Origin of the sequence: Pseudomonas fluorescens (assembly GCF_902497995.1) — a bacterium.
Taxonomy (GTDB): Bacteria; Pseudomonadota; Gammaproteobacteria; order Pseudomonadales; family Pseudomonadaceae; genus Aquipseudomonas; species Aquipseudomonas fluorescens_BK.
Map to the genome: position 1 here is coordinate 19,887 of NZ_CABVII010000001.1, position 14,586 is coordinate 34,472.

Below are 14,586 nucleotides of genomic sequence, written 5' to 3' on the forward strand. Positions count from 1 at the left end.
CCCATGCGAGTAAAAACACGCTTCGCCCTGCTGGCCGCCGCCACGCTGGCAATCAGCACCGCAGCGCAAGCCGCGCCGGTGTTCATCAACATCCTGACCGGGGGAACCAGCGGGGTTTACTACCCGATTGGTGTCGGCTTGTCGCAGATCTACAGCGATGGCATTGCGGGCTCGAAGACCTCGGTCCAGGCCACCAAAGCCTCGGTGGAAAATCTCAACCTGTTGCAAGCCGGTCGAGGCGAGTTGGCGCTGGCACTGGGCGACTCGGTTGCCGATGCCAAAAACGGCGTGGAAGACGCCGGTTTCAAGGCACCGCTGACCAAGTTGCGGGCCATTGGCGGGGCCTACCCCAATTACATTCAGATCGTTGCCAGCAAAGAGTCGGGGATCAAGACGCTCGCGGATCTCAAGGGCAAAACCATTTCGGTCGGCGCGCCCAAGTCGGGTACCGAACTCAACGCGCGCGCGATCTTCAAAGCGGCCGGACTGACCTATGAGGACATGGGCAAAGTGCAATACTTGCCCTTCGCCGAATCGGTCGAACTGATCAAGAACAGACAACTGGATGCGACATTGCAGTCGTCTGGGTTGGGCATGGCGGCCATTCGCGATCTGTCGTCAGTCATGCCACTGAACTACATCGCGATCCCGACTGAGGTGGTCGCGAAAATTGGCAACCCGGCCTACCAGAGTGCAATGATTCCGGCCAACACGTATGACGGGCAAGCCGAAGCCGTGCCAACGGTGGCGATCACCAACATTCTGGTGACCCGCGCCGATGTCCCGGATGAAGTCGCCTATGAGATGACCAAACTGTTGTTCGATAACCTGCCGCGTCTGGGTAACTCACATTCGGCAGCCAAGGACATCAAACTGGAAAGCGCCGCCAAAAACCTGCCGATCGCACTGCATCCAGGCGCCGAGCGCTACTACAAGGAAAAGGGCGCGCTGTAACCGCGCGAGGCGCAGTGGGCCTGATTGGCCTGTTTGCTACTGCGCCATCGATTCTATCCAGTGGGGTCATAAGGCAGGCAGCCAATGAGTGACGAGCATCAGGGCATTTCCGCGAACCCGCGGGACTGGCCAAAAACCCTGTTTTACGTTGCGTTGCTGTTTTCGATTTTTCAGATCGTCACAGCGGCCTTTTCGCCCATCTCAAGTCAGGTGCTGCGCGCGGTACACATCGGCTTCCTGCTCTGGATGGTCTTTCTGAGTTACCCGGCACAGGGTAAGGCTCGTCCCTGGCAACCGCTGGCCTGGCTGCTCAGCCTGGCAGGCATCGCCACCGCGTTGTATCAATGGGTATTCGAGGCGGACCTGATCCAGCGCTCCGGCGACCTGACTCCAGCAGACATGGTGATGGGTCTTCTGCTGATTGCCTTGGTCTTCGAAGCCGCTCGACGGGTGATGGGGATTGCGTTGCCAATCATCTGTGGCCTGTTCCTGGCCTACGGCTTGTTCGGTGAGTACCTGCCCGGCGAACTGGCCCATCGAGGCTATGGCTTCGACCAGATCATCAATCAACTGTCCTTTGGCACCGAAGGGCTGTACGGGACACCGACCTATGTGTCGGCGACTTACATCTTCTTGTTTATCCTGTTCGGCGCTTTCCTCGAACAGGCCGGTATGATCAAGCTGTTCACCGACTTCGCCATGGGATTGTTCGGCCACAAACTGGGAGGGCCGGCCAAGGTCGCCGTCGCCTCGTCAGCGTTGATGGGGACCATTACCGGCTCGGGGATTGCCAACGTTGTGACAACGGGGCAATTCACTATTCCGCTGATGAAGTGCTTTGGTTATCGAGCCGCGTTTGCCGGCGGCGTAGAAGCCACCTCCAGCATGGGCAGCCAGATCATGCCGCCGGTGATGGGCGCAGTGGCCTTCATCATGGCTGAAACCATCAATGTACCATTCGTGGAAATTGCCAAGGCCGCCTTGATCCCCGCCATCCTGTATTTCGGCTCAGTGTTCTGGATGGTTCATCTGGAAGCCAAGCGCTCCAACCTCAAGGGATTGCCCAAAGACCAATGCCCCAGCGCCTTTGGCGCCGTCAAGGAAAGCTGGTATCTGCTGATTCCCTTGCTGGTGCTGGTTTACCTGCTGTTTTCCGGGCGCACCCCGCTGTTCTCCGGCATGGTCGGCCTGGCATTGACCGCCATTGTGATTCTCGGCTCGGCGATCATTTTCAGGGTGCAAAGCTTCGGCCTGCGTTGTGCGTTCTGGGTTGCGCTGGGTGTGCTGTGCACAGGTTTTTTTCAACTCGGCATCGCGGTGATTTTTGCGGTCATTGCCGTGCTGGTGTTGGTCTGCTGGTTCATCAAGGGGGGGCGGGAAACGCTGATCATCTGCCTCCATGCACTGGTCGAGGGCGCGCGCCATGCGGTTCCGGTGGGGATCGCCTGTGCGTTGGTGGGCGTGATCATCGGTATCGTTTCGCTCACGGGCGTTGCCTCTACCTTTGCCGGTTACATCCTGGCAATCGGCCGGGACAACCTGCTGCTGTCTCTGATATTGACGATGATCACCTGCCTGGTGCTGGGCATGGGCATTCCGACCATCCCCAACTACATCATCACCAGTTCGATCGCAGCACCAGCCCTGCTGGAACTGGGTGTGCCTTTGATTGTATCCCACATGTTCGTGTTCTATTTCGGCATCCTCGCCGACCTGACTCCTCCGGTCGCCCTCGCCTGCTTTGCCGCCGCCCCCATCGCCAAAGAAAGCGGGTTCAAGATCAGCCTGTGGGCAGTGCGCATCGCACTGGCCGGCTTCGTCATTCCGTTCATGGCGGTCTATAACCCGGCATTGATGCTGCAAGGTGACAATATGTGGATGACGGCATACATGCTGATCAAGACCATTCTGGCGGTCGGTCTCTGGGGAGTGGCGTCCACCGGTTACCTGCAACAGAAAATGGCCATCTGGGAGCGTTTGCTGAGTTTTGGCGCGGGAGCCCTGTTGGTCGTGGCATTGCCGCTGACCGATGAAGTTGGCTTCGCGCTGGGGGTTCTGGTCATATTTCAGCACGTCTGGCGGTCCAGGCGCGCCGGGTTGGCCAATGCATGATCGGTTTGTGCCTGGGCCTAGCCGGCAGCGTTTTGGCCCAGTTGCCGGTGTCCCATTTCACCCTGGCGTGGAATCACAGCATCGAAAAGATTCGTTGGGAGGAAGACTATCGCGTCACCCGCGAAGGCCTGGTCCTGGAAGAAGCCAGGGTCCGAGGTAACGGTGCGGGAATGGAGATACCTGATGATGCTCGACTGGAGAACGGAACGTGGCACTATCAGCGCCGTTTGCCGCCCTTGCACCCCCTGAAACTGGGACGAACCCCCGAGGCGGGCGACTACCAGCTGTGCGTTGACGGGGCGTGTCAATTCATGAACCGATGGCTCGGATCACCCTCCAGCAGCCAGCCTTTTATACAGCTGTGGAGTTGCGAGGCTGTCAGATAGCCGCCACAGGGCAACATTCAACCAAGCAATCCCTACTGAAAAATCCCGCCAATCTGTTGCATCGACCGGTTGAATCCACAGCCATCAGCAGTCATTGGGTTTCCAGGTGATGCTGTAGTACCAAGCATGCCAATGCAGGCTATCGAGAACGCTCCTCCAGCCTGTTTGGTGAGATCGGAGGCGCTTGCAGGGGTTCTGATTGATGCCGTCAGACAACCTCTTTAGAAAACAATGAAACCTGGGCTCATGCTCACGGGGCCATACCCACCGCGCCTCGGAAAAAGCGTCATCAAGCGATTGATCGAGTCAATGCGCAGTCATTCAGCGCGGCCGGAGAAAAAGGGTCTAACGCTTCAGGGGCTCAGGACTAAACTTAATAATGGGTTCTTGGCCAATGTGTTGAGGGAGCCTAACCAGCAGCTACTTTTTAGGAGCTTTTTCACTCACATCTGACAAAAGTCATTTTGGTTGACTTCCGTCAAGGTAAGTCGCCATGCTTTTATCAACTCTCGAACTACGCCACCTGGTGGAGCAAAGCTTTCTCCCGACCCGCTGTGAATGCACTGTCAGCTCATCAGAAACTCTGACTGTTCGTTTTTTTCAAAGTATGTCGAATCAAGAAATTCTCACTGTCACAGGGATCTCGGTTGTCCCACTCAACAGCAGCTATTCCATCGCAACTCTTATTGCGGACCTGCGCAGCGACCTCGAACGAGTCAGTTTAGGTCCTCGTCACTCTGCTAGAAGGTAGTCCAGTAGCACCACCCCTCTTTGCCCCGCATTACGGGCCTCATGGCGCAAGATGGATTACCGATTCACACCATTCCGCTAGTCTGATTCTATCGGCCAAACTTGTCTGGCTGATACCCCATCAGAAGCGGGCTAATAGGATCGCCATGCGACTTTCAGATTTCATCCTCGAAAACCTTGAACCTGTTCTGCAAGCGTGGGAAGACTACGCCAGAGCTGTGGACACCCCGATGCCTGCTATGGACGCTCAAGGCCTGAGAAACGATGCCGAGCACATATTGAAAGCGGTCGCGCTCGATCTGCGCACCGATCAAACCGAGCAGCAACAGATTGCTAAGTCCCATGGCCTCACCCCGGCGTCGGAGGATGAGTCAGCAGCTCAAAGCCACGCACTGACGCGCCTGGTAGCCGGTTTCACTTTAAACCAGGTGGTCTCTGAGTATCGCGCTCTCAGGTCCAGCGTACTCAGGCTTTGGTTGGCTAAAGGACACGCCAGTGACGACGATCATATTGTGGACATGATTCGATTCAACGAGGCGATAGATCAAGCGCTTGGTGAATCGATTACAGCTTATGGGCAAGCGGTGGAGACCACCCGAAAAACTGTGTTGGGAGTGTTAGGCCACGACCTTCGCACACCCTTAGGCGCCGTGACGTTGGGCACCGATTTACTGAAGCAGACCGAAGAACTGGGCAGCCGTGGAAAGAAAATAATCTCGCAAATTTCCACAAGTGTTCAGAGTGCCAATCAGATGGTGAATGACCTGCTCGACCTTGCGCGCTGTAACCTCGGCACTGGTATCCCGGTAAGACCAGAAAGCACTGACCTGACTGCTGTTTGCCAATCAGTCGTGGACGAGATTGCAGTCGCCCATCCCACAGCGCGTATCGTGTTCACCAATACAGGCCTAATTACGGGCCAGTACGACTCATCACGCATGGCGCAAGTTTTCTCAAATCTCATCGGCAACGCCGCGCGACATGGCAACTCCCAGTATCCAATAAACGTCACGTTAAAAGGGGATGGCGGCACTGCCTTATTTTGTGTGCAGAATCATGGAGATCCCATTCCCTCCAGCGCGTTGCCCTCTCTCTTCGATCCGGAGGGACGTTATTCCAGATATTCCGAGGGCGAACCCGGAGTTTCCTCCGGACTGGGTCTTGGATTATTCATCGCAGCTCAGATTGTTGAAGGGCATGGGGGAAAGATAGAGGTCGAGTCGACGCTGGAGCAGGGCACCATTTTTCGTGTGACTTTACCTGTTCAGCAGTAACCCTATTGAAAATGAAAATGAAAATCAAATGCTCTCGACCTCTGCGGTGAATGACAGCTATGGGTCCAGGCTGTGTGAAAACCCCAGTGATTGTCTAATCTTCTGATCGTCGAGATCGTATCGGGGGCGATCATGAAGCGATTCATTGAAGGTGAGGCTCGGACGCAAGTCACGTTGCTGCCGGAGTGCTTGGACGATTACGTAGCTGAAGAAAATCCAGTGCGCGTGGTCGACGTTTTCGTCGATGAACTTGACCTAGGTACACTTGGGTTTGAGGGTGTCGATCCTGCTGCAACGGGTCGTCCGGCCTACCACCCAGCGATCTTGCTGAAGATCTATATCTACGGCTATCTCAATCGGATTCAGTCCAGCCGCCGGCTTGAGCGTGAGGCCGAGCGCAACGTCGAGTTGATGTGGCTGACGGGCCGTTTGGCTCCAGATTTCAAAACCATCGCCGACTTTCGTAAGGACAATGGCAAGGCTATTCGCAGTGTCTGCCGGCAGTTTGTGGTGCTTTGTCGCAACCTTAACCTCTTCTCCCAATCGATCATCGCCATCGACGGCAGCAAATTCAAAGCCGTCAATAATCGCGACCGCAACTTCACTCAGGGCAAGGTGAAGGCACGCATGCAGCAGATCGAGCAGAGCATTGATCGATATCTGGCGGCGATGGATTCGGCGGATCGGGCAACGCCCGAAGTCGGGTGCGGTTGACTACTGCCTATAAAGGACAGTCTCCCCCTAGGCGCCGCAGCGTAAAAATCGACCACCAGAGACCTTCCCCCCCCCATGACGCCCGAGTGATGGGAAGGTCCGCTATGGTTGATTGCTGCCTGTCACGACTGACCGGTTTGGGTCGAGGCTGTGTAAAAACGGTTTAGAGCAAATTTGACGGTCTGAATCGGAACGAAAATCGCGCTCCTGCACAAAGTTCAAGTCCACTGAGCTGTCAATCACTGGTAGATTTTACGTAGCGATGCAGATTTCAAAACGGCGTAAGCGTTTTCACACAATCTGGGTCGATGGGAGCCGGTCGTGGGTGACCCCTTCTGGCCAATTCTGTTGAAAAGTCGGATTTTTAGAATGCCGGAGGATGGATCAGTGAAAACGCCTCTTCAGCACGCGTCTACGTGAAATCTCAGCCTGAAAGGCTCTGCGGACATTCAGGGTTTCAATCTCCAACGCGTACTTTTCTGCGTTAGAAAACACGGCCGACTTTTTCAACAGAATCGGCCGATACTTGCCAGTAACGATGGACTGCGATCCACTCAAAAATTTACAGCCGTCTGCGACCAAGCCTTTGGCCTGGGTGTCAGCACGTGTAAATACTCGGTCATGGCTGCGATCGGCTAATGCGCGAGTCTAGTGATATCCAGCACAATCGCTAGACATCACTAGACATAGCTAGATTTTCCTATATTTGGTAGGCCCGCTCCGTGTTCGGATCTTTGAGAGTGCTGGTAGTACCCACGGCCAACCTCTTTAGCCAATTGATGCATGTCGCTGCAATTAGCTGTGGTTCGATCTCAGGTCGCCGTATCGATACACAGCGAACATAAATTCTCCAGCAGCGGTCGCCAAGGGTTTAGAGCTGATCAGAGGGGAATCGCTACTGGAGAAATTCGTCATGCTGATAGAATCGTACTAGCTACTCAAATATCCCTCTGAGATTTGGCATGAACCCAGAACTAACTGAAGAAGAGATGCGCCGGGCGCTGTTCGGTGCTGACGAGCCAGTTGCGCAGGGCAATGCGCCTCCAGTGCAAAAGCCTCTCCCGGAAATCGTGAACACGCAGTCAGCGAAGGTGGCAGAAAAAAAGAAGGTCGCGAAAGCATTTACACCTAGGCTGAAAGTCATGCTTCGGGTGGGCAATGAATTTGAAGGCAAGACGCACGAGATGGTCCATGAGGCCGATACGTTGAGTACCCTCCTGGCTGAGCAGGAAGCGACTAAGGCAGCTAGGAAAAAATTCCGATTTGTGGAAGTGGTTTCGATCAAGTCGATGTAGGTGGTTTTTCACGAGGCTAGTGGGCTAGGCGCTGAAAGGCCTGCTTTTGGTGGTCCAGCCTAACGTCACTGGCGATAATCGGCCAGTTTCTGCCTGTCGCGACCGGCGGAAAACGATCGAGGTAGTGTGAAAACGTTTTAGGACAGGTTTGACCGTCAGGACTGGAACGAAAGTCGCGGTCCCACGAAAATTTTAGGTCCGCGGATTAACCAGACGCTGGCAGATTTCACGTAGCAACGCAGACTACAAACCGGTGTATGCGTTTTCACACAGCCTGAGCCACGCGATCATCATCTTTCGTTCCCCGTTCGACGAAGCTCATTGAGAAGAGTGGAGTCGCCCAAAATCCCCGACCATTTTTCACCAAAGGCTGAAGGGCCACATAGCTGCAAGTAAACATCTCCAGCGCTCCCCCAGAAAAAGCGATCCACCGTCACTCGCTTTTCTTACTGAACAACCCCCACCGTTAGCTCAATTCTGACCCCATATCCACATGGGGCAGAATCATGCCGACTACCGCCTTTCGCTGCTGGTTACTGCTCTCACTGGCCATCGTCCATAGCAGCGTCTACGCCGCCTCCGCTCAAGAACAGGATCAGCTCAGTCTGATCCTGCAGCAACTCGACACGATCGAACACCTTGCCACGCGTGCCGAGGAAGCCAGCACATCTGCCCCCAACAAACGCTATCGCTTCGACTACCCCCGCCTGGCTCAGGATCTCCAGCGCATCCGCCAAGGGATACAGGGCTACCTGTCCCCTTCCCGCGCCCAACCGCGCGATCCCGCGGAACTGGTCGGCAACTACCGCCTCGACACTCTGCCCTCGGAGCCCTCGCCATGAGCATGACGGCTGCACAGACCGCCGCGTTCCAAATCGCCTCCGGTTTCTCAGCACAGAGCAGTTCGTCACTCTGGCTCTCCCTGACGCTCGTCCTGGCGTTGCTCTGGTGCACCTGGGTGATGTGGACGGCGTATCGGGGTTGGGCGACTGGCAGTGTGCGCTTCGGTGCGTTTGGTGGTAGTGCCGCGCGGGTGGTGCTGGTGTTGCTGGTCCTGATGTTCTTCACCCTGTCCTAACCCAGGAGATCGCCGTCATGCTTAAGTGCTTTGCCCCCCTGAAACACAACCTGCGTGACCGTGCCAGCCAGCGTCTGATCGGTCTGTTGCTGGTGCTCGGTCCAAGCCTAGCCTTGCCCTCTACATCTTTGGCCAGCTTAACCGCTGGCCTTCGGATGGCGAGCAGGATTATCGTCGCGCGATCTACAGTTTGCAGTCCTACCTGACACCGTCCTGCAAGATTTTCCTCGACGACGACTACGAGTACCGCAAGGCCGCCGGCGAGCTGCGTCAACGGGTACGTGGAGTCTACGAAGTGCTGGGCCGCGGCTACAGCGAAGATCCGGCCTTACGGGTCAAACAACTCGACCACGACAGCTGGCTGGTCAAACTCGACCTTAATGCCGACGAGTATTACGCCGCGGAACCGGTGAAACGGGTGGTGGTGCGTTACCCATTGCGCGTGGTGCGTTTTGACCTGGATCCCGAACGCAACAAGTGGGGGCTGGCGCTGGATTGCTACCAGGGCACGCCGCAAAAACTGGCCCTACCCGGAGGTGAGCCATGAGGCGAATGTTAGTGATCGGGACAACCGTGGTTTTATCGCTGAGTGGGGCACTGGCGCAGGCCGTCGAGCTGATGCGCTGGGAGCGCCTGCCCCTCGCCATTCCATTGGTGATTGGTCAGGAACGGGTGGTCTTTGTCGACGAGGACGTTCGCGTCGGCCTGCCCTCATCACTCACCGGCAAACTGCGCGTGCAATCCACCGGGGGCACGCTGTACCTGCGAGCAGCGGAGGCGATTACCCCTACCCGATTACAACTGCAGTCGGTGGCGACGGGCGAGATCATCCTGCTGGATATCGCAGCAGCTCCCGGCGATCAAGCGCTGGAGCCAGTGCGGATCCTCAGAAATTCTCCGGTGCAGTCCACCGAGGCTGAACCGAACACCGCCCCCATTGCAGAACGCACACCGATCCCGGTCGCCTTGACCCGCTATGCCGCACAAAGTCTCTACTCGCCGTTGCGCACCGTCGAGTCCCTGCCCGGCGTACGGCGGGTGCCGCTCAAGCTACGTACCGAGCTGCCGACCTTGCTGCCAAGCGAACACGTGTCTAGCACACCCCTCGCCGCCTGGCGACTCGGTGATTACTGGGTGACCGCGGTGAAGTTACGCAACCGTAGGTCAGCAACCGTGCAACTCGATCCCCGCTGGCTGCAGGCCCAGCTGTTTGCCGCCGCCTTTCAGCATGCCTTCCTCGGACCGCTCGGCAGTGCCGAGGACACCACGGTCGCCTACCTCATCACCCGCGGCGCAGGCCTCGAACACGCCATTCTGGTGCCCTCACCCGCGGCGCGAGGTGATGACAATGAAAGCTAATGCGCTGCTCAAGTGGCTGGTGCCGGGAGCAATGCTGGCCATGGTGTTGATCATCCTGAAAACCTGGGTCGCCGGAGGTAGCACGTCCGCTCCGGAGAGTTCGCTTGATCAGGGCAACCTCCAACTGTCCGCCGAACAAGCCAAGTCGCTGGGCATCGCCGGCGATACCCCGCGCGATACCGTCGCCACTCTGGTCGGCCACCCGCCGTGTCATCGAAGCCCTGCGTGACGATCCCGATCAGGATCTACTGGCCCGACGCTTGGCCAGCGAGACGGCCTTATCCAGCGTGCTCGACAAAGCCCTCCTACTGCTACGCACCCTGTTGGCCGGTAGTCACTAACCGAACATCGCTGCCGCCGAGCCGGCCCAGAACGCCTTGACGAAAAACATCGACGCCCTAGAACGCGAAATTCGCCTGCTGCAAACCGAACTGCAGGTCCGACAGATGTTGGCCACCAACACCGCCAGCCTGGTCCTCGATCGGCATGCCGGGGGGGCCGAGGCCTCACGCACCATCGAGCAAGGTGATCCCGAGCCGGGCCGGCTCAATCACGCCGACGCCGAAGCGGCAGTGACACCATGAACCGCTCACGGCTGCTCACGCTGCTCTCGGCGTTGGGAGTTGCCGCGGTGATGCTTCTGGTCGCCTCCCTGGTCACACAGCTCGGCAGCATGGCGCTGGGCAGTGTTGATACCTGGCAACACGCGTTCGAAGCGACGCGACCTTATTTACGGGTATGGCGGGTTCTGCTCTACGGCGCCCTGTTTGCCCTCTGGTGGGACCTGCTTCGGCGCTACCGCCATCGACCAGCAGATCGACTGCGGGTGCAGCGCATCGGGACCATGGGGCTCGTGCTCGTTACCTTTGTCGAACTCACCCGACTGTGAGGCCACGGCCATGCTCATGAGCACCAACAGCTACTTGGAGTTTTACCTCTCCTTGCTGGCCTGGATCATCAACAACGGCCTCTGGAGCATCTTGTCCGACACCGGGCTGTTCGCCGCGCCCTTCGGTGCCATCATCCTGCAGGAATGGCTGTCGGCCCGTCAGCAAGGCGCGGATGAAGGTAACAAGGGACTGTTCTCGGTGCCACGGATCGAGAATCGGCTGTGGCTGGCCTACATCGTGGTGCTGTTCGGCTGCGCACCGGTCTTTCCATTGAGCCTCGCCTCCATGACCTTGGATGCGGCGGCCAGCCAGCGCTGCGGGGTCAGTGTGGCCAATCCGGCGGACACCGCCTGGGGGACCACCTTCAACACCCTCGGCGAACGCTCGGCCAACGTGCCGGTCTGGTGGTTTCTGGTGCATGCAGTGAGCAAAGGCGTGAGCGCGGCGGCCACCGCCGCCATCCCCTGCGCCCCGGATATCCGGCAGATGCGTATGGAGATCGACAGCTCGCGGATTGACAGCCAAGTGCTGCTGCAGGAAGTCGCCGACTTCACCCGCGACTGCTATGGCTATTCCCGCTCTAGACTGTTCACCCACCGTCCGCAGTTGAACAAGGCCCAGAGTCACGATACTGCCTGGATCGGCTCGAGCTATTTCCTCGAGACGCCCGGCTACTACGATACCGATCGTTCGCGCACGCCACGGGTCAGTTGGCCCTATGACGCGCGCCGCGATGTGTCCTTGCCGCGACTGGAGAATGGCGCGGGCTATCCCACCTGCAAGCAATGGTGGAGCGATAGCGGTATCGGATTACGCGAGCGCTTGATCAAGGAGATCGATCCTTCGTTGCTGACGCAGCTGAAGGGCTGGCTGACGGGCCGCTCCAACAACGAGATCGAGGATGCTACCCTGCGCGAGCTGGTCAGTCCGCGCCAGCAGTCGAGGGCCATGTCGCCCGGACAGGTGTTTCAGGATTATGGCTCCAGCGCGCGCGGCGGCTCGATCAATCAAGGGCTCAACAACCTGGCGACCAACACCGGGCTGGCCCTCGGTTCCTTCAGCAACTTCCCGGCTATGAATGCACTGCGCGCCGCCCTGCCGATGGTGCAGGCGTTTCTGACCATGGGCGTCATCATCAGCTTGCCACTGGTGCTGCTGGTCAGTACCTACCAGTTGAAGACCGTCATGACCGTGACCTTCGCGCTGTTCACTTTGCACATGCTGACCTTTTGGTGGGAGCTGGCACGCTGGGTAGACTCCAGCATGCTCAATACCCTGTACAGCCAGGTGTCGGCGTCCAACAAAGTGCTGTTATCGCTGCCGACCTCTGGTGTCATGGATGGAACGGTCACGGCACAGGTGATTGAGTATGTGATGGGAACGATGTTTATTGTGCTGCCTATGTTGTTCTTTACGGCGATGAGCTGGGCTGGATACCGAATCGGATCAATTGCAGAAGGTATGCTCTCCAAAGGAGGCGCCCAAGCCCAAGATGCAGGAGCAAGAGGTTCAGAAGCTCTGATGTCTGCCGGCAAGACTTTGAAAAGGGGCTAACCCCCTTGGTTACAGATCTTTCAGGTCGGGTTGCCCCGGAGCGCGGCCGAACTCATATTCGCCGTATGGATCACCGTATGCCTTGTACCGAAGAGCATTCTTAGACGGAATCGGAGCAGCGTTGACCAATGACCCAAATAAAACAATAAGGATCACAATCGATATCGCCAGCCACAAACTGACAAAGAGCAATCCTCCGATCAACGCCAGTTTTGCAACCAGAAAGCTTCCACGAACAATGCCTTTACCTGCAGGTATACCTGCCGACACCGCCCGCTCAGCCACACGGGACTCGAACTCTTTCAACCAGCGATACCCACGTTTTAGCGACATGCCACAGGCATAGGCCCATCGATGGGCGCGGGAAACGTGAATGGGGGCTTGCGTCGGCATGGTTTCGCCCTCTGCTGAGCGTTTTCATGATGGATACTGCAGTTCCAGCCTACTACTGAAAATGGTCCGCGCTTGACCGTTTATCAGTTTACCCAGCCGAAAACCTCTCACTGGAAGCCAGCAGACAAGCCGCGTGCAACAGCGTTGCTGAAGGGGTTGACCCGCATAAACCGCGCAGCTAAAAACCTCAGTACGGACTGCTGTTATCGACAGCACCTGCCCAGGTAGTCGAGACCTTCGAGACTACGTCACCTTGGTGATGGTTCTCCCCAAGTGCGATTAGCGTTCGGTAGCTCGCACGGTCACCGCTTCCACGATGATGAACGCCCACTGTTCTCCAAAGCGTCTGTCGAGCCCTGCTCGTCAGGTACGCCCACGCTTTTTTTTCAACCCCCGGCAGGGATTTTTTTCCTGTACCGCTCAGCCTCATTTCCACAGTCGGATGGCCTCCAAAGGCACCTATCCAATTCATCACCCACCGGGGAACCCTCCCCGACGGGCAAGGCGTTCCTCCGCTTTCTCTCGAGGAAACTGCCATGCGCGATATCTACCAAGACGTGACCGACAAGATCGTGACCGCTTTAGGCCAAGGCGTTGCTCCCTGGATCAAACCCTGGACCTCAACTGGCTCATCGAACCACGGTCCTCACCAACCCTTCCCCATCAATGCGATCACTCGGCGTGCCTATTCCGGCATTAATCTCCCCCTGCTTTGGGCCGAGGCCCGATTGCAGGGCTTCACGCAAGATCGTTGGCTGACCTACAACCAAGCCAAAAAAGCCGGTGGGCACATCCGCAAGGGTGAACACAGCACCCTGGCAGTTCTCTACAAGCCGATGGAACGCGAAGAACAGAGCGAATCAGGGCAACCCGTTCTCGATGAGAACGGCCAGCCCAAGGTCACTCACTTTGGCATTCTCCGGACGCACTTCCTGTTCAATATCGAACAAACGGAGGGACTCGATGCACTCAATGAATTCCTGATCGAAACGGAACCGAGCGATCCCTTTCAGGCCAACAGCGCTGCGGAACATCTGCTGCTCAGCTCTGGAGCAAAGATTGTTCATCGGCCGGCCGACCAAGCCTTTACCACCCGCTCAGAGATTTCATCCAACTGCCGACAAAGGCGCAATTTCACTACGAAAGTGGCTATTACGCCACGGCGCTACATGAACTGACCCATTGGGTCGGGGGCCCCTCGCGTCTACACCGCGAAGGGGTGGTTTTACCTAGCCCATTCGGTACGCCGGGTTATGCCTTCGAGGAGCTAGTGGCTGAAATAGGCGCGGCATTCTTGTGCGCTCATTGCGGCATTCAGGGCGAGTTGCGCCATGCGGGTTACCTTGAGTCCTGGCTCGGCCTGCTCAAGGCAGACAAACGCGCAATCTTTCGGGCCAGTGGCCAAGCCGGAACGGCATCAGAGTATCTGCTCAACCTGGAGCGGCCATCGAAGTCAGCGGTCTTGGATGACCCGCTGGGCGTGAACGATGGCGCTTAATCATTATCTCTCCGCTGCAACCGCTTCAGAGGGCCCAACGCGAGTTGGGCCTTTTTTCGGCCCTGAACAACAGAAGGCCTCACGCTGCGAGACTGTGCAGGAGGTGGTCGCAACCCAGCGGCAAACTGTTACGTATCCAGGTTTTGCGCCAGAAAACCCACAAGTTCCAGCGGGCTTTGGCTGTCGATCACTTTATAGATCAGATCGCGCTTGCTGCGTGGCAACTTCTTGACCACGCTCTTCGCCGAAGCCCGGACAGCCTCGTCCGTTCTATGAATACGGGCCGCCAAGAGCAGCACCAATGTCGCGTCAGTGAGGTTCATCGTTCG

At 57.3% G+C, this 14,586-nt stretch carries 13 protein-coding genes and 6 pseudogenes; 17 read left to right on the plus strand and 2 right to left on the minus strand.

Annotated elements, in window-relative coordinates:
* The first annotated feature begins 3 nt into the window (after window positions 1-3).
* The 16 genes and pseudogenes from F8N80_RS00105 to F8N80_RS00180 all read left to right on the plus strand — a co-directional run bounded on the left by F8N80_RS00105 (window position 4) and on the right by F8N80_RS00180 (window position 12,366).
* Window positions 4-954: a TAXI family TRAP transporter solute-binding subunit gene (locus F8N80_RS00105; protein WP_150782895.1), complete on the plus strand. Its 951-nt coding sequence runs from the start codon at window positions 4-6 to the stop codon at window positions 952-954.
* Window positions 955-1,038: 84 nt separating this feature from the next.
* A complete protein-coding gene (locus F8N80_RS00110; protein WP_150782896.1) occupies window positions 1,039-3,066 on the plus strand; it encodes a TRAP transporter permease in 2,028 nt (675 codons plus the stop codon).
* On the plus strand, window positions 3,063-3,452 hold the full coding sequence (locus F8N80_RS00115; protein WP_150782897.1) for a DUF1850 domain-containing protein: 390 nt from the start codon (window positions 3,063-3,065) through the stop codon (window positions 3,450-3,452). The genes F8N80_RS00110 and F8N80_RS00115 overlap by 4 nt, the downstream gene beginning before the upstream one ends.
* 493 nt (window positions 3,453-3,945) lie before the next feature.
* On the plus strand, window positions 3,946-4,203 hold the full coding sequence (locus F8N80_RS00120) for a DUF1652 domain-containing protein (protein ID WP_150782898.1): 258 nt from the start codon (window positions 3,946-3,948) through the stop codon (window positions 4,201-4,203).
* A 145-nt stretch (window positions 4,204-4,348) separates the two neighbouring features.
* Window positions 4,349-5,476, plus strand: coding sequence for a sensor histidine kinase (locus F8N80_RS00125; protein WP_150782899.1), 1,128 nt, complete (start codon window positions 4,349-4,351; stop codon window positions 5,474-5,476).
* A 132-nt stretch (window positions 5,477-5,608) separates the two neighbouring features.
* A pseudogene (locus tag F8N80_RS00130) lies at window positions 5,609-6,178 on the plus strand (transposase); the annotation flags it as partial.
* A 974-nt stretch (window positions 6,179-7,152) separates the two neighbouring features.
* Complete coding sequence (locus tag F8N80_RS00135; RefSeq protein WP_150782900.1) at window positions 7,153-7,485, plus strand: hypothetical protein; 333 nt, start codon at window positions 7,153-7,155, stop codon at window positions 7,483-7,485.
* Window positions 7,486-7,991: 506 nt separating this feature from the next.
* A complete protein-coding gene (locus tag F8N80_RS00140) occupies window positions 7,992-8,327 on the plus strand; it encodes an RAQPRD family integrative conjugative element protein (protein ID WP_150782901.1) in 336 nt (111 codons plus the stop codon).
* Window positions 8,324-8,563: a TIGR03758 family integrating conjugative element protein gene (locus F8N80_RS00145; RefSeq protein WP_150782902.1), complete on the plus strand. Its 240-nt coding sequence runs from the start codon at window positions 8,324-8,326 to the stop codon at window positions 8,561-8,563. Before F8N80_RS00140 ends, F8N80_RS00145 begins: the two co-directional genes overlap by 4 nt.
* A 17-nt stretch (window positions 8,564-8,580) precedes the next feature.
* A pseudogene (locus tag F8N80_RS31325) lies at window positions 8,581-8,676 on the plus strand (TIGR03745 family integrating conjugative element membrane protein); the annotation flags it as partial.
* A pseudogene (locus tag F8N80_RS00155) lies at window positions 8,673-9,110 on the plus strand (PFL_4703 family integrating conjugative element protein); the annotation flags it as partial. The pseudogenes F8N80_RS31325 and F8N80_RS00155, both read left to right, overlap by 4 nt.
* On the plus strand, window positions 9,107-9,922 hold the full coding sequence (locus F8N80_RS00160) for a TIGR03749 family integrating conjugative element protein (RefSeq protein ID WP_150782903.1): 816 nt from the start codon (window positions 9,107-9,109) through the stop codon (window positions 9,920-9,922). The pseudogene F8N80_RS00155 and the gene F8N80_RS00160, both read left to right, overlap by 4 nt.
* Window positions 9,912-10,142 (plus strand): annotated as a pseudogene (locus tag F8N80_RS00165) (TIGR03752 family integrating conjugative element protein); the annotation flags it as partial. The gene F8N80_RS00160 and the pseudogene F8N80_RS00165, both read left to right, overlap by 11 nt.
* Window positions 10,123-10,506, plus strand: a pseudogene (locus tag F8N80_RS00170) (integrating conjugative element protein); the annotation flags it as partial. The pseudogenes F8N80_RS00165 and F8N80_RS00170, both read left to right, overlap by 20 nt.
* The gene (locus F8N80_RS00175; protein WP_150782904.1) at window positions 10,503-10,811 is read left to right on the plus strand and encodes a hypothetical protein; all 309 of its coding nucleotides are present in this window, start codon (window positions 10,503-10,505) and stop codon (window positions 10,809-10,811) included. The pseudogene F8N80_RS00170 and the gene F8N80_RS00175, both read left to right, overlap by 4 nt.
* A 10-nt stretch (window positions 10,812-10,821) precedes the next feature.
* Window positions 10,822-12,366 (plus strand): conjugal transfer protein TraG N-terminal domain-containing protein, encoded by a 1,545-nt coding sequence (locus tag F8N80_RS00180; protein ID WP_150782905.1) that lies wholly within the window; start codon window positions 10,822-10,824, stop codon window positions 12,364-12,366.
* 9 nt (window positions 12,367-12,375) lie between these two features.
* Here F8N80_RS00180 and F8N80_RS00185 read toward each other — a convergent pair whose 3' ends face one another.
* On the minus strand, window positions 12,376-12,759 hold the full coding sequence (locus F8N80_RS00185; protein WP_150782906.1) for a DUF3742 family protein: 384 nt from the start codon (window positions 12,757-12,759) through the stop codon (window positions 12,376-12,378).
* Window positions 12,760-13,295: 536 nt separating this feature from the next.
* Here F8N80_RS00185 and F8N80_RS00190 point away from each other — a divergent pair.
* Window positions 13,296-14,257: pseudogene (locus F8N80_RS00190) on the plus strand (ArdC family protein).
* Window positions 14,258-14,385: 128 nt separating this feature from the next.
* Here the strand turns inward: F8N80_RS00190 and F8N80_RS00195 are convergent.
* Window positions 14,386-14,580 (minus strand): DUF7740 domain-containing protein, encoded by a 195-nt coding sequence (locus tag F8N80_RS00195; RefSeq protein ID WP_150782907.1) that lies wholly within the window; start codon window positions 14,578-14,580, stop codon window positions 14,386-14,388.
* Window positions 14,581-14,586: the final 6 nt, after the last annotated feature.

Bases quoted from the DNA above. Each gene is read 5' to 3' on its own strand.
- F8N80_RS00105 (WP_150782895.1), top strand. From the start codon at position 4: ATGCGAGTAAAAACACGCTTCGCCCTGCTGGCCGCCGCCACGCTGGCA.
- F8N80_RS00110 (WP_150782896.1), top strand. From the start codon at position 1,039: ATGAGTGACGAGCATCAGGGCATTTCCGCGAACCCGCGGGACTGGCCA.
- F8N80_RS00115 (WP_150782897.1), top strand. From the start codon at position 3,063: ATGATCGGTTTGTGCCTGGGCCTAGCCGGCAGCGTTTTGGCCCAGTTG.
- F8N80_RS00120 (WP_150782898.1), top strand. From the start codon at position 3,946: ATGCTTTTATCAACTCTCGAACTACGCCACCTGGTGGAGCAAAGCTTT.
- F8N80_RS00125 (WP_150782899.1), top strand. From the start codon at position 4,349: ATGCGACTTTCAGATTTCATCCTCGAAAACCTTGAACCTGTTCTGCAA.
- F8N80_RS00135 (WP_150782900.1), top strand. From the start codon at position 7,153: ATGAACCCAGAACTAACTGAAGAAGAGATGCGCCGGGCGCTGTTCGGT.
- F8N80_RS00140 (WP_150782901.1), top strand. From the start codon at position 7,992: ATGCCGACTACCGCCTTTCGCTGCTGGTTACTGCTCTCACTGGCCATC.
- F8N80_RS00145 (WP_150782902.1), top strand. From the start codon at position 8,324: ATGAGCATGACGGCTGCACAGACCGCCGCGTTCCAAATCGCCTCCGGT.
- F8N80_RS00160 (WP_150782903.1), top strand. From the start codon at position 9,107: ATGAGGCGAATGTTAGTGATCGGGACAACCGTGGTTTTATCGCTGAGT.
- F8N80_RS00175 (WP_150782904.1), top strand. From the start codon at position 10,503: ATGAACCGCTCACGGCTGCTCACGCTGCTCTCGGCGTTGGGAGTTGCC.
- F8N80_RS00180 (WP_150782905.1), top strand. From the start codon at position 10,822: ATGCTCATGAGCACCAACAGCTACTTGGAGTTTTACCTCTCCTTGCTG.
- F8N80_RS00185 (WP_150782906.1), bottom strand. From the start codon at position 12,759: ATGCCGACGCAAGCCCCCATTCACGTTTCCCGCGCCCATCGATGGGCC.
- F8N80_RS00195 (WP_150782907.1), bottom strand. From the start codon at position 14,580: ATGAACCTCACTGACGCGACATTGGTGCTGCTCTTGGCGGCCCGTATT.